We start from the raw sequence: 13,646 nt of genomic DNA on the forward strand, positions 1-13,646 counted from the left end.
AATGGATGACCGCCACCTTCACCATCAAAAAACGCCTCTATACAAAGAGACGTTTTCCATTTACCCTAGGTCATGCCCCGTCACAACAATATACCCGATCAGGAACACGTTCAAGATGATGATGACGACTGTGCTTGTCCATGCCAGAATCTTGATGGGCAAAGAGTTAACAAACTCGCCCATTTTCTTTTTATCACTTGTAAACCTAACTAGCGGAACTACCGCGAATGGAAGCGCCAAACTCAAGATAACTTGACTCCACAACAAAAGTTCCCCGGTACCTTTAGAACCTGCAATCCATGTGACGATAAAAGCAGGAATAACGGCCAGTAACCGAGTAATAAGTCTTCTCAACCAAGGAGTAATCCGTAAATTAATGAACCCTTCCATGACAATCTGACCGCTAATTGTTCCTGTAATCGTTGAATTTTGACCCGATGCAAGTAATGCCACTGCAAATAACGTGCTGGCAATCCCCACTCCAATAGTTGGACTCAACAGATTATAAGCAGCTTCAATTTCAGTGACATCCAGTTTTGTTCCGTAAAATGCAGCAGCTCCTAAAATAAGAATTGCTGAGTTAATGAGGAACGCAATTGTCAACGAGAACCCGGAATCGATCAGTGAAAACTTAATTGCTTCCTTTTTCCCCTGCTGTGTTCGTTCATAATTACGTGTTTGTACTATGGAAGAGTGTAAATAAAGATTGTGCGGCATGACAGTGGCACCTAAAATCCCGAGAGCAATGAACAGCATACCCGGATTCGTTACAATCTCAGCCCTAGGTACAAATCCCGCAAACAGAGCAGAAACTTCAGGTTTGGACGAAATTACCTCAAACACAAATATGACAAAAATGGTTGCCATCAACACAATAACGATAGATTCTATAATACGGAAACCTTTCCTTTGTAAATATAGAAGGAGTAAGACATCCAATGTCGTAATGGAAATACCGACCAGTAATGGAATACCAAAAAGTAGATTCAATGCAATTGCGGAGCCAACCACTTCCGCAAGGTCGGTCGCAATAATCGCTAACTCCGTGATGATCCATAAGAAAACGGACATTTTCTTACCAACGGAAGCACTCGTCGCTTGCGCCAAATCCTTTCCTGTTACAATGCCGAGCTTTGCAGACAAGGATTGCAAAAGCACGGCTATTAAATTTGAAATTAGAATAACACTTAGCAATAAATACCCGAAACGCGCACCACCAGCAATGGATGTCGCCCAGTTACCAGGATCCACGTATCCAACTGCAACGAGTGAACCCGGTCCGGCAAATGCTAATAGTTTACGCCAGAATCCTTTTTTGTTTCGGACATCGATCGTACTATTGACTTCTTCCAGACTGACTCCTGAGCTTTCTCGAAGCCATCCATCTTTTTTATCTCCCATGAGCAGCCTCCTTACTCTCTTTCCCTTGTGCAACTTTTTAATTATAATAAGGAACTTCCTTTTAATGTTTTATAGCATAGCACGATTTTTCAATAAGTAAATTACTTTGCTTGAATCTTCGAAAATTGAAATCTAAAAAAACCGTTCAGATTAGTCTGAGCGGCTTCTCTAACATCTATTCCTATTTTGCTTGTTTTTCACCAATCCCACTCGTCTGCTTGTGGATGACATGATTGGTCCCCCACTCATGCATCGCTTCTAAAATCGGGCTCAGCGTTCTTCCGTAATCCGTCATCGAATATTCCACTTTCGGCGGAACTTGAGGGTACACCACGCGTTGGATAATGTCCTCTTCTTCTAATTCACGGAGTTGTTTGGTCAACATTTTTTGCGTAATGCCTGGCATACTTCGCTTCAGTTCACTGAAACGCTTTGTTCCTTCATGCAACAAATTTAATATGATAACCGGTTTCCATTTTCCAACAACAATTCCGAGTGCTTCTTCCACTTTACACTGAGACACTCCACCTATCATACTGTCGCCCCCTAATGGTATCCTTTTTGATACTATAGCACTTTAAAGTGCGTACTTCCACTAACGTTCTCAACTGACTATACTAATAGAGAAGTGAAGAGGCACTACATTAGCCCTTTACGCAAAACTAAGGAGGAATTCATCATGTCTCAAACGTTTTTGGAATCCGTAGAAAACCGTCGTTCCATTTATGGCATCACTAATGAACCTATCCTTACAGATGATAAGTTAGAGGAACTCATCCAGCATGCCGTGAAACACACGCCATCTGCTTTCAATTCACAAACGGCACGAGTCGTTGTACTTCTTGGAGAACAGAGCAATCGCCTTTGGGAAATCACAAGTGATACGTTAAAGAAAATTGTGCCTGAAGAAAATTTCGAATCGACTGCACAACGTATGACAATGTTTGGAGGTGGGTATGGAACGATTCTCTTCTTTGAAGATATGCAAGTTGTCGAATCCTTACAAGAGCAATTCAAGGAATATAGCGATAAATTCCCGACCTGGTCAGATCAATCTTCTGGCATGATTCAATATGTCATCTGGACTGCCCTTTCTGATGAAGGCTATGGTGCAAGTCTACAACACTACAATCCATTAATCGACGATGAAGTGAAGGCAGAATGGAACCTTCCAACTGCATGGAAACTTATGTCGCAAATGCCTTTTGGTAAGATTGCTGCACCTGCAGGTGAAAAAGAATTCCAGCCCGTTGAAGAACGGATGCACATCTTTAAATAATAGTTGAATGACAAAACAACAGAGACTGCACAACTAATTTGTGTCGTCTCTGTTGTTTTTATGTGTACTATTTTCTGTTAAGTTTTCTCGCTGATTCTTTTACGAATAGTGTATACGGGGATTCTGGCATCAGTTCCATATTGTCTTCAGCAATAGTTATGAGTTCCATTGCAGTCTTCAAATCACCCAGTTCTTCTGCGCACAGTGCGGCATATGCATTTTTTTCATAGAAAATCGATAAATCAAACGGATGGTGCAATTGATCACTGATCATGACTTGTTTCAGATGTTCCAATGCTTCTTGATAGCGCGCCATCCCATATAGTGCTTTCCCACGCTCGAGATTGTAGAAATTGAAGAAAAACTCATCTTCTGACGAGAACTTCGGAAGACTATCCAGACGCCTCAACGCTTCTTCGTAATTGTGATGGAATGAATTTAATTGATGAATCCGTATCGTTTTTGTGTACAAAATAGCTTGCTTGTCTTCTGCAAACTCCCCATATTGAATCAGTTTTTGCTCATAATATGAAAGCTTCTCCTCATCCCCGTCGATAACCGCCCGGTAGGCTGCAACGCGATACAATTGACCTGTCTGATAAAATACTAGCTCTTTTTTCGAATATGCAATGGCTTCATTCATCACACGTGTTCCCACTTCTGTATCATTGACCGCAAACCTCATCAGCGCTTCATAAGTATCCAAATCGAGTTTTGTCAGCGCGTCGATATATCCGCTCTTTCTTTCGATTTCAAAGCGTTCTTTCATCAATCTCTTTAATGCCTCTTCATATCTGCGTTCAGTGAAAAGAACCAAAGCCTGGAAGATTCCGACTGATGCACGCCGAGGGATGATATTGAGGTCATCGTAAATCACAGAAGCTTTTTCTATAGAATCCTTCCAGTCCGTTCTCTTGAGATCGAAAGCAAGCCTGCCGTAGATTTCAAGCAATCTACCTGATTCGTATCCCCTCGATAGCTTCAATATAATAGGCTTAATTAACTCCAGTGCTTTCACATAGCATTCTCTGTTCTCCGATTTGTATAGCTTCTCCGCTTCATCAAGCAACGCACGAAGCTCAATTCCACTTATTTCTTCCAAGAGCTCGGAGACATCCACATCAAGTCGTTTCGCCAAGTAATTCAAATTCTCCATGGAAGGATTTGCTTTATTATTTTCAATCAGGCTGAGCATACCTTTCGTCATCTGCTCGCCTGCACACGATTCCAATGTTAGTTTTCGCTGTTTCCTAAGTGTTCGGAGCCGATCTCCTAATGTTGTCATAGTTGTTCACTCCTACTCATGAAATCTAGTTTAATTATATTAAACCGCTTCTTGAAATGAAAGAGCTCACATGGTATTATTTGTTTAATATAATTAAACTTTCTGAATGGAGTGACTACCTTGGGTGAATCCGCTAGTAAGCTGAAACGTGCCACCTATCATTTGTGGACCTTTACTGCGAGCAAGATGATTAGCGCTTTCGGAGCACAAATCTATGCATTTGCCATTAGTTTTTACATTTTGCAATTGACCGGTTCTGCCACAAGTTTTGCTGTGAACCTCATTTGTAGCATTTTACCACGCACAGCTATGGCACCATTCGCTGGATACGTTGCGGATACGTATTCCCGCAAAAGAATCGTCATCATCGCTCAGATTGTTTCTTCCATGGCTATCCTTGGGCTACTTACTGTCAGCTTAAATTATGGGTTATCATTGCCTGCAATTTACACTACGACAGTTGTTCTATCGTTAGCATCCACATTTTCAGGCATCGCCTTCACATCTTCCATTACGGGGCTAATTGATGAAGAGCGGATCCAAAAAGCGATGTCACTAAACCAGATGTCCGTCTCATTTGCAGCAATCGGCAGTCCGGCAGTCGGCGGCGTACTCTACGGCGCTGTTTCCATGCCGGTCTTTCTCGTCCTGTATGCATTTGCTTCAATCCTTGCCACAGTGCTTGAGTCAACGATGGATTTCAACCTGTATGCAAAACGTAAAGTGAAGGAAGAAGGAGCACCTAAAGAGAAAATGCTCGACAGCATGAAAGCAGGGTTAGCATATGCCCGTCTCCAGCCACTTTTAATGGCGATGATTTGGGTCGCACTGCTCGTCAACTTCTTGTTTGGAGCGGTTACAGTAGGATATTCGTTCATCCTTATTGAAAAGCTGAAAATACTTCCAACTCATTTTGGACTGATTGAAGGGGCGATGGCCGTCGGAATGCTCCTTATGTCCATCTATATAGCGGCACGTAAACCTTTTGCATCGCCACTATACGTATCCAAATTGGGGATTGCAGCACTGGGGCTGGTAATGGGACTCATCTCGGTGCCCTTGCTGATTCTTCTTCCATATGGCGGTGTATTTTCGTTTTATGTGATGATTTCATTCATCAGTGGAGCCTTAGGACCGCTTATTAACACCCCTATCCAAGTCTTCATGATGAAACTAATTGAAGACGACTATAAAGGCCGTGTGTTTTCCATCTTGGAAACGATGGCGATGGCGCTCATGCCGCTCGGAATGGTGCTGTTTGGATTTTTGTACGATATCCTGCCAGCGCCTTCGATCCTCATCAGTTCCAGTGTATTACTGATCATGACGGTGTTCATCCTTCTAAGAGCTTCTGTCATCAGACAAGTGACTGGCGTGAAACCTGAAGAGGAACTAAAAACCGCATCCACTTAACCGACGTGCAACCTGTACATTTATAAAATCTCTATTTCAAGTCCATCCTGCATAAGCTCTCTAAAGCGTCATCGTCTTTGACTTCCTTTAGAGAGCGAGGAACTACCATGAAACGGAAACTTATCATCGTCTTTATCCTGGTTGTTATAGGAAGCATCGGATATAAAATACTAGTTCCAGACAAATCCATACTCGAGATATGCTTTCCTACCATTGTAGAAAAGTCGAAAATCACTCTGCTGGATGCTTATTTTATAGGGATGGAAAAAGCGAAGGAATTCGATTCTCAGCCTGAACTCATATTTTTAAACAGTGTGAATGACGAAGAAGTAAGCGGAAGAGATGGGAAGCGCGGGAATTGGCAAGGAGTCATTGCTTTAATGACTACCAATCAGCGAATGCTTTTCGCTATCGAAAAAGGGAAGTTAATGGAGTACGAACTATTAGATGGAACCAACGAGCCAACAATCAAACCTTCTTCCATTAAAATCGATAGCACCCTGATCGTTAAATCCGCAATCAAAGAATTCCATCTGGAACCCGGACCAAAGAGCGACTCGTTCTCCAATGGCTATCATTTTCGTCTACTAAGAGATGCTGAAAACCTCTTCATTTCAGTAGATGGGCTAATCAATGGTAAGCAGGCAGAGATTTATTATCACCCTGAAACCGGTGAATATATGGGAAGAACTGAGACGAACTAAATAACGTGTAAAAAGCAGAGACCCCCGCATAATCAACGCGGAGGCCTCTGCTTTTTCAATTACTCTAGCTACAACTTACAGCTACTCCACAAGCTTCACTTGCTCCACATCGCTGCCATCGGGATTCATCCGGTACAACGAATTGTCTGGACGCATTCCACCGAAATTCTTATCGACCATGAAATATACTTTTCCGTCCGATCTAAAAATGGGGTACTCCACATACGCATGTAAGTGAGTGAGTTGTGTAATAGATTGTGTATCCCAATTATACGAAAACAATTCATATTCATAGATGCCCTCGGAGTTAGTTCCGGCTACCGCTTGATAAACAAGCTCGGAACGGTCCGAAATGAGGACGAAATCATAGAGATCCCCCGTGACTTCCGGAATACTGATCACCATTTCCCGATCAGGGTTCGCTAACGGGATTTTGAACACGCGACCTTTCGTTTCAAAAGCGTCTTCTGCGGCTTGTACGTCCGTATCGTCATCCATTTGGATATAGACCGCTTCTTCCCTGTTCGAAACTTGAAGTGATGACATGCTGTATTTCTTTAGTTCCGTATGTTGTACCTGTTTGTTTTTCTTTATATCATAACTATAGATATCGAAATCGTGAGGAAAGAGGCTCGCACCAGGTGAATACTGAGAGTACTGATTTGCTTGTAGATAAAACACCTGATTCGCGTCCTTCGGATCAATGAACAACTCCATTACAATCGCGTCCTTGGTGAAAAGAACTTTGTCATTTCCTGTTTCCAAATCTATCTGGTGAATGACACTCCTACTATGCGCATTCAGATCTTTGTCCGATTTCACATAGAGCACGTTTTTTCCATCTGGCATCATTGCAAGATCTAAAATCGATTCTTTGGAAGACAATTGAACGACCATTTTTAAGTCATCTGATCTTACATAGAGCATCGGTTTTCCTTCTTCGTACGTGACATAAGCAATATCCCCTTTCACAGAAACATCAAATTGCCCCGTCAACCCTTGCTGTTTTTCTGCATCCGAAACGCGATAAGTGAACCCAAGCAACAGACAGACGCCCGTTACGAGTGCAATTATTCCAGTGAACAGAATAGTTTTCCTCAAAATCCTCCCTCCCCTGTCGTTACGAGCATCCACAACAAAACGAGCACAAACGGCATCAAGATTTGAATTCCTGTAACGCTATACGCAGTACGCCTATGACCTGACCCCAATGCTTTCATTTGAATAACATAGACCACTCCATACACTACGAGTGGTATGAATAATTTCCATATGGCTCCGTTACCGTCTTCACTAAATAGATAGAATATGTATAAGCAATACACCGTACCAACCGTCAACACGAGGCCGATTGTGATTGTGAGTCCATGTAATACGTTGTAGGTCGTAGGTGATTCCGAACGTAGACTTGTCCAATAAATACTGACTAGTACACATACGATCAGCAAGTAGCCAATGATAGTAAGTATTGCTGAGTATGGACGATCCAAATTCATCGCAAGGAACGTTCCGTATCCGACTAGCAAACTAATTACGACGAGTAGCGTATTGACCATTGCACGTCTCCCAATCCATTTATCTGTATGAATTGAGCTATATAGGAGTGCTGAACTCACCAATACTCCACTCAGTAGCCAAGTCATATGCGCATCTCCCAGCTTGAAAAGTTGGAAGAGATAAATCGAATATGTAAATAATAAAGAGCCGATGGAAAGGCTCAACAGCATATTTCTAAGATTAGGTCTCATGGTTTAATCCCCCAAATAGATTGGACATATTTGTTATAGATTACCATTAGGGACCTCGTGTTACAATATCGATTATTCCGATAGTTTGAAAACGCAAATACCGAAGACCTATGGATGCGTCTTCGGTACTCATCTTTGCTTACAATTCCGCTTCCAAAATGTCCATGATTTCCAAATAACCTTTATCTTTCGCGTGTTGTAATGGTGTCACGCCATCCTTATCCGCAATCAACGGATCCGCGCCATGCTTTAATAGAACTTTAATGATTTCCTGATGGGCAACACCGCCATCGCTCAGGATGACTGCTTCCATGAGCGCAGTCCATCCGAGTCGATTCACATGATTCACATCAACGTCTGTTTTCTTCAATAATTCTTCTACGATCTCGATATGACCACGTTCTGCAGCTGGAATCAGCGCCGTCCCGCCATAACGATTCGTGATGGTGGTGTCAGCTCCCGCTTCAATTGCCAGTTGTAAAATGTCCAAATATCCTTCAGCCCCAGCATAAAGGAAACAGTTATTCTGCATGTTGTCCTGTATGGAAAGATCCGCTCCTGCGTCGATCAAGGCGTTCACTGTATAGGGATCATGGTTATATGTTGCAATCATAAGCGCCGTTCTTCCCTCATTGTCTTGTGCATTTAAATCCGCGTTTTGTTCAATCAATTCCTTCACTTTCTCTGTATCTCGCTGATCTGCAGCGTCTAGTAAATCCATCGTCATCTTATCTCCTCCTACTCTAGAGTCCGTATTCCCGTCTTTGTCTGAAGGTACACATGATTGAAGTAGAAAAACAGACAACCCTGCAATGAGCAAATTGCGCACTGAACCCTCTCCCGTTTCATTTGTTTGGAGCGACTACTTCCACCTTTAAGCGGTCGGGATCTTCAAAATATACAGCGTAATGGGATTCACCCCCGGCAAATGGATGCGTGTCTGGGTAAAGGATATGAACGTTACGATCTTTCAGTTGCCTAGTGATTAAGTTTACATGTTCCTTCGATTCTGCATGAAAAGCTAGATGATTCAACCCTGTTCTGCAACGATGGTACGGGACATCCAGAAATCGTTCTTCCGTCTGAACAAATACTAGATACGTATCTTCAAGCTTCCAACTCTTTCCCTCTGGCCATTCCTGGTATAACGTATACCCTAGTTCTTCTAGCAACCATCCCCAAAAATCAACAGAGCGATTCAAATCTGATACATATAATTCAATGTGATGAAGCAACCCTTTCACAAACATTTCTCCCTTCTGAAAAACGCCCGCTATTCCTATTGAATAGCGGACGCTTTAGATACCTTCATTATAACGTAGCTTTGATTGTTTTCCGATAATATCCTACGGTCAAGAAAGCAAACACTAAATAGATCACAATATAAACGGACATAGCAATTACAGTAGGTACCGTAATATCGCTCATAAAGATGAACGAAGCAGATTTTAATGCAAAAATTGAGTGCAGTAATCCTATCGCGAGTGGCAATCCGAATACAAAGATTTGCTTTCTCACAACGCCTTTCATGATTTCTTGAACACTGAATCCTAGCTGGCGCAACGTTGTATAACTTGCTTTCTCTTGTTCAGCTTCTGTCATTTGTTTGAAGTAAAGAATACTTCCTGTCGAGATGAGGAACACGAGGCCGAGGAATCCGGCTATGAAGATTGTCATCCCGCTAGACTGCAATAAGTTACGATATTGCGTGTAGTAGTCAGATTTTTTACCGGAACTTTCGATATCTTTATAAAGCGCCGTAGCTTCTTCAAATTGACCTTCATCTAGTAAGTTAAACGCGGTCGCATGATTTACCTTCGATTCGTCTTGTGTTCTGTACTCAGACTTAATTTCCTGAAAAAGCTCTTCATTCACGACAAGCGTCGAAGTGTAATCAATCATATTGAATGCATTTCCTTCTGCAAAACGTTCAACGGAAATGGTCTTATTCAAACTTTTAGGTTCAAGTGTCAGATCGAGTGGGACTTCCACAGACTTTAGCAGCCAATAGATCCCACCATCTAGCAATACACCGGAGTTTGAACCTTTGACTTCAATTGGCAGACCGGCTTCACTCAATTGACGCTCGCTTACAATTCGAATTTGCAAGTCCGTATAAGGAAGCATCGGATTCAATTCCTTTTCATAATCACCATCCAACTGAAGTGCTTCAATAGTAGATGCATGATATCTGATTCCGGCATTATCTAGCGCTTTAGTGAACTGATCCGTAGCAGGTACGTCTCCTTCGATCATATAATCGAATGGTTCTACCAAGCGGGTTTCTTTTTCATTTGAGTAGAATGATGAGTACGCAGCCGCTAGCATTGTCAACGTCATTGCAGACAACACAGTAATAATCGTCAACGAATTCGCATTCGCTTTCATTCGATGCATCAATGGTGCTAATGACAAGCTATTCGACAATCCGAGATGACCATTTTTGGACACCCGAATTTGGTAAAGCACCCATCCAATCGTAACTCGAAACAGTAAATACGTGCCAAGAATGACTGAAACCAGTACTGCAATCATATTGAAAAACAGCAAACTATTGAACATATGGCCTGACAACCAATACCCGAATCCAATTAAGAGAATACCCAAAATACCAAGTATAGAAGAAACAATGGTTTTCGGCTTTCTTATGCGTTCACCAGACTGATCCACTTTAAACAATTCAAGCAATGTACTGCGTTTAACTGCAATCGCCATTTGTAAAGAGGTTAGCATCAGAAGCACGACAAATACGACAATAGTTTGCAGGATCGCGGCTCCTGAAAATGACATCGTCAATACGCCGTCTATTCCTACAAGTTTCATTAATAGCAGTAAGAACACTCTAGAAACAAGCAAGCCAATACCGATACCGATTGCAAGTGCTCCTATTCCCAGCAAGAAGTTCTCTGTCACTAGCATTCGGGATACGGTGAATTTGGACAACCCGATCAGCTGATAGAGTCCTACTTCACGGCTTCTGCGTTTCAAGAAGATTGAATTCGCATAGAGTACAAATACACCAGAGATGAACAGCAATAAAATTCCCGCTGCTTTAAAAGCCGATGACATATTAAAAGAAGTAGCGGTCCGTTCCATCACAGTTGTGTCATGTTGCAATGAAGCAAAAACAAAATAAAGCACAACACTTAAAATCAAAGCGAAAAAGTATAAATAGTAATGCTTCAAGTTTTTTCGCATACTGCGGACTACAAGATCAAAGAGCGTCAACGCTGTCACCTCCAAGAATCCCTTGTACTTTTAGGATTTCTTGAAAGAACTGCTGTCTCGTTTGTTCCCCGCGATACAGCTCGGAGTAAATCGTTCCGTCTTTCAGGAATACAACCCTATTGCAGTAACTCGATGCAACTGGATCGTGCGTCACCATCATAATCGTGACGTCCCGTTCATCGTTTACTTGCGCCAATGTTCCAAGTAAGGATGCAGCTGATTTCGAATCGAGTGCACCCGTCGGCTCATCCGCAAACACAATAGAAGGTTCGTTAATTAACGCTCTAGCCGCAGAAGTCCGTTGCTTTTGCCCACCCGAGATTTCACCAGGGTATTTATTAGCTATCTCAGTAATCCCTAGAGTACGTGCAATCGATTTGAAACGATCTTCCGCTACAACACGTTTCACGTTTCCAACTGAAATCGGAAGCAAAATATTTTCTTTCACTGTTAATGTATCGAGCAAATTATAATCTTGGAAGATGAACCCGAGCTGATCGCGTCTGAACTGCGATAGTTTGCGGTCGTTCATTGAAGAAATATCTGTTCCATTTATTTTAATCGAGCCTTCCGTTGTCCGGTCGATAGTCGCTAGGACATTCAATAATGTCGTCTTCCCGGCACCTGAAGGTCCCATAATTCCGACGAATTCGCCTTCCATCACACGGAAATCCAATCCTTTTAAAACCTGCTGTACTTGCCCGCGCGTTCCGAACGATTTACGAATCGAAACAGCTTCTAACATAGTAGTTTTTTGTGACACTTAAAACGCCTCCTTGTTTCTATACACTCACTTTACTGCAGAAAAACAGCGGAGTCGTTCGATTTGGATGACAAACACAACGCGCAACCTTACAGTTTTGTCACTTACGGGTTGCGTCAAATTCATTTTCCACTGGGAACGTTATTACCATTTGAGTACCTGTCAATCCGTCCGATTGTCCATTCAAGTGAACTCCTATTTTATTAGCAGCCTGTTTTGCTAAATAGAGACCCAGTCCCGTTGCTGCATGTTGGATCCTTCCTGTATTTCCTGTAAATCCTCTATCAAATATGCGTGGCATTTCATGCGCGGGAATTCCTGGTCCTTCATCAGCTACAGTTATGGATACGTGACCTGTTTCGTCTGATGAAGTTTGAACGAAGAGCGTTCCGCCAGTTGGACTGTATTTTACGGCATTTGTTAACAATTGTCTGAGGATGAAGCGGCACCATTTTTGGTCAGTAACGACTTCAACTGGATTTTCATCAATTTCGATTGCAATATTTTTCTCTAAACACCACGGCATCAGTTGGCGTACTTCTTCAATAGCTAACCGAACTATATCGGTTTCTTCTAATACATAATCAGCTTCTATTGAAGGGAGTCGGGAGATGTATAGTTGCTGATCAATGAGTAAATGGACGCGCAACCATTCCGTTTCGATCTTCCAGATTTCAGGTGCTGTGCGATTTGCGTCAATGAGTAACTTCATTGCAGTAAGGGGTGTTTTCACTTCATGGACCCAAGCTGCTGTATCATTTTGCTCTGCATGAACAAATTCCTGCATCCGTGCCATCCTCGTACGGTAAGAAGAATCAATCGAATGGAGCAGTGCAGACATTATTGCTTCTTGATGAAAAACGGCTTCAGGAAGTCCTTCTTGCCAGTCATCAGGTAACTCTTTCAAAAGATGATTCAACGAACGCGAATAAGCTGTCTCCTTGCGATATCGCCATATGAAAAACAAAATGAAAATCGCGAGCAGGAGTACATTCAGATACCCGATAGAGATAGCGCTGATTGCCAGTCCTTGATCCAAAAACAGCAACAGATCCGTTAGTGATAGTGATCCTAGGTATAGAGCAATCCAGCTTCTACGATCAGCACTATAAGTACGAAGCATTATGAGTACCCCTGAAACGTAACCGCCATATAGCCCATTCCTTTTTTCGTGACAATCGCTTCTTCCAGACCCAAATCGCTGAGTTTCTGTCGTAAACGAGTCACGTTGACCGTAAGTGTATTGTCATTAACGAAGCGTTCATCGTCCCAAAGCTTACGAATCAGATCGTCCCGTGATACAATTTCATCTTTTGCTTCTACCAAAATAGTTAGGATGAAAAACTCGTTCTTAGTGAGCTCGATCTCCAAATCTTCTCCTTGTATAACGCATCGCTTTAAATCGATAGTCATCCCATTCCACTTCAACTCATCAGCTGGTTCGTCTATTTCTGCGTACGAGTAAGCACGTCGTAAAGTCGCTTGAATCTTTGCTAGTAACACCTCCGTGTGAAATGGTTTTTGTATGTAGTCGTCCCCGCCCATATTCATCGCCATGACGATGTCCATCGGATGGTCTCTCGATGAAAGGAAGATGATGGGCACTTTGGACATCGCCCGTATTTCTCGACACCAGTGGAATCCGTCGTACGCGGGTAGTTGGATGTCCATAATGACGAGTTGCGGATCTGATTTCATGAAAGGTGTCATAATGTCTTGAAAGCTATCTGGGCCAACTACATTAAAAGACCAATGTTCTAAATGGCCTTTTAACGAAGAAAAAATAGCAGGATCGTCCTCCACGATAAAGATTGTCTCTTCCATT

At 42.4% G+C, this 13,646-nt stretch carries 14 protein-coding genes; 3 read left to right on the forward strand and 11 right to left on the reverse strand.

Features of this window, described 5'->3' with window-relative positions:
* Positions 1-60: 60 nt before the first annotated feature.
* Together ACRPI0_RS11940 and ACRPI0_RS11945 are read right to left on the reverse strand one after the other, a co-directional pair.
* Complete coding sequence (locus ACRPI0_RS11940) at positions 61-1,401, reverse strand: Nramp family divalent metal transporter (protein ID WP_432352875.1); 1,341 nt, start codon at positions 1,399-1,401, stop codon at positions 61-63.
* A gap of 181 nt (positions 1,402-1,582) precedes the next feature.
* Positions 1,583-1,936: a winged helix-turn-helix transcriptional regulator gene (locus ACRPI0_RS11945; protein WP_432352876.1), complete on the reverse strand. Its 354-nt coding sequence runs from the start codon at positions 1,934-1,936 to the stop codon at positions 1,583-1,585.
* 144 nt (positions 1,937-2,080) lie between these two features.
* On the opposite strand from ACRPI0_RS11945, the gene ACRPI0_RS11950 reads away from it, so the two are divergent.
* A complete protein-coding gene (locus ACRPI0_RS11950) occupies positions 2,081-2,680 on the forward strand; it encodes a nitroreductase family protein (RefSeq protein WP_432352877.1) in 600 nt (199 codons plus the stop codon).
* A 67-nt stretch (positions 2,681-2,747) separates the two neighbouring features.
* Here the strand turns inward: ACRPI0_RS11950 and ACRPI0_RS11955 are convergent, their stop codons facing one another.
* Positions 2,748-3,965: a helix-turn-helix domain-containing protein gene (locus tag ACRPI0_RS11955; protein WP_432352878.1), complete on the reverse strand. Its 1,218-nt coding sequence runs from the start codon at positions 3,963-3,965 to the stop codon at positions 2,748-2,750.
* 120 nt (positions 3,966-4,085) lie between these two features.
* Here ACRPI0_RS11955 and ACRPI0_RS11960 point away from each other — a divergent pair, with 120 nt between their 5' ends.
* Positions 4,086-5,378 carry an MFS transporter gene (locus ACRPI0_RS11960; protein ID WP_432352879.1) on the forward strand — a complete coding sequence of 431 codons (1,293 nt, stop codon included), beginning with the start codon at positions 4,086-4,088 and terminating at the stop codon, positions 5,376-5,378.
* A gap of 107 nt (positions 5,379-5,485) precedes the next feature.
* Positions 5,486-6,082 carry a hypothetical protein gene (locus ACRPI0_RS11965; protein WP_432352881.1) on the forward strand — a complete coding sequence of 199 codons (597 nt, stop codon included), beginning with the start codon at positions 5,486-5,488 and terminating at the stop codon, positions 6,080-6,082.
* An 81-nt stretch (positions 6,083-6,163) separates the two neighbouring features.
* Here ACRPI0_RS11965 and ACRPI0_RS11970 read toward each other — a convergent pair whose 3' ends face one another.
* The 8 genes from ACRPI0_RS11970 to ACRPI0_RS12005 form a co-directional block, all read right to left on the reverse strand.
* A complete protein-coding gene (locus ACRPI0_RS11970) occupies positions 6,164-7,183 on the reverse strand; it encodes a hypothetical protein (RefSeq protein WP_432352882.1) in 1,020 nt (339 codons plus the stop codon).
* Entirely contained in the window at positions 7,180-7,725 is a 546-nt protein-coding gene (locus tag ACRPI0_RS11975) for a hypothetical protein (protein ID WP_432352883.1), read from the reverse strand. Before ACRPI0_RS11975 ends, ACRPI0_RS11970 begins: the two co-directional genes overlap by 4 nt.
* 244 nt (positions 7,726-7,969) lie before the next feature.
* The gene (locus ACRPI0_RS11980; protein WP_432352884.1) at positions 7,970-8,557 is read right to left on the reverse strand and encodes an ankyrin repeat domain-containing protein; all 588 of its coding nucleotides are present in this window, start codon (positions 8,555-8,557) and stop codon (positions 7,970-7,972) included.
* Between the two features lie 118 nt (positions 8,558-8,675).
* A complete protein-coding gene (locus ACRPI0_RS11985) occupies positions 8,676-9,080 on the reverse strand; it encodes a VOC family protein (RefSeq protein WP_432352885.1) in 405 nt (134 codons plus the stop codon).
* A 61-nt stretch (positions 9,081-9,141) separates the two neighbouring features.
* Positions 9,142-11,058, reverse strand: a complete 1,917-nt coding sequence (locus ACRPI0_RS11990; RefSeq protein ID WP_432352886.1) for an FtsX-like permease family protein — start codon at positions 11,056-11,058, stop codon at positions 9,142-9,144.
* Entirely contained in the window at positions 11,045-11,803 is a 759-nt protein-coding gene (locus ACRPI0_RS11995; RefSeq protein ID WP_432355947.1) for an ABC transporter ATP-binding protein, read from the reverse strand. The genes ACRPI0_RS11990 and ACRPI0_RS11995 overlap by 14 nt, the downstream gene beginning before the upstream one ends.
* Positions 11,804-11,921: 118 nt before the next feature.
* Positions 11,922-12,944 (reverse strand): sensor histidine kinase, encoded by a 1,023-nt coding sequence (locus ACRPI0_RS12000; protein WP_432352887.1) that lies wholly within the window; start codon positions 12,942-12,944, stop codon positions 11,922-11,924.
* On the reverse strand, positions 12,944-13,645 hold the full coding sequence (locus ACRPI0_RS12005; RefSeq protein ID WP_432352888.1) for a response regulator: 702 nt from the start codon (positions 13,643-13,645) through the stop codon (positions 12,944-12,946). Before ACRPI0_RS12005 ends, ACRPI0_RS12000 begins: the two co-directional genes overlap by 1 nt.
* Position 13,646 lies beyond the last annotated feature (1 nt).

The organism is Sporosarcina sp. A2 (assembly GCF_050858885.1).
In the GTDB taxonomy this organism is placed as follows: Bacteria; Bacillota; Bacilli; order Bacillales_A; family Planococcaceae; genus Sporosarcina.

Excerpts from the sequence above, each read along its gene's own strand:
- ACRPI0_RS11940 (WP_432352875.1), bottom strand. The coding sequence starts at position 1,401 with ATGGGAGATAAAAAAGATGGATGGCTTCGAGAAAGCTCAGGAGTCAGT.
- ACRPI0_RS11945 (WP_432352876.1), bottom strand. The coding sequence starts at position 1,936 with ATGATAGGTGGAGTGTCTCAGTGTAAAGTGGAAGAAGCACTCGGAATT.
- ACRPI0_RS11950 (WP_432352877.1), top strand. The coding sequence starts at position 2,081 with ATGTCTCAAACGTTTTTGGAATCCGTAGAAAACCGTCGTTCCATTTAT.
- ACRPI0_RS11955 (WP_432352878.1), bottom strand. The coding sequence starts at position 3,965 with ATGACAACATTAGGAGATCGGCTCCGAACACTTAGGAAACAGCGAAAA.
- ACRPI0_RS11965 (WP_432352881.1), top strand. The coding sequence starts at position 5,486 with ATGAAACGGAAACTTATCATCGTCTTTATCCTGGTTGTTATAGGAAGC.
- ACRPI0_RS11975 (WP_432352883.1), bottom strand. The coding sequence starts at position 7,725 with ATGACTTGGCTACTGAGTGGAGTATTGGTGAGTTCAGCACTCCTATAT.
- ACRPI0_RS11980 (WP_432352884.1), bottom strand. The coding sequence starts at position 8,557 with ATGACGATGGATTTACTAGACGCTGCAGATCAGCGAGATACAGAGAAA.
- ACRPI0_RS11985 (WP_432352885.1), bottom strand. The coding sequence starts at position 9,080 with ATGTTTGTGAAAGGGTTGCTTCATCACATTGAATTATATGTATCAGAT.
- ACRPI0_RS11995 (WP_432355947.1), bottom strand. The coding sequence starts at position 11,803 with ATGTTAGAAGCTGTTTCGATTCGTAAATCGTTCGGAACGCGCGGGCAA.
- ACRPI0_RS12000 (WP_432352887.1), bottom strand. The coding sequence starts at position 12,944 with ATGCTTCGTACTTATAGTGCTGATCGTAGAAGCTGGATTGCTCTATAC.
- ACRPI0_RS12005 (WP_432352888.1), bottom strand. The coding sequence starts at position 13,645 with ATGGAAGAGACAATCTTTATCGTGGAGGACGATCCTGCTATTTTTTCT.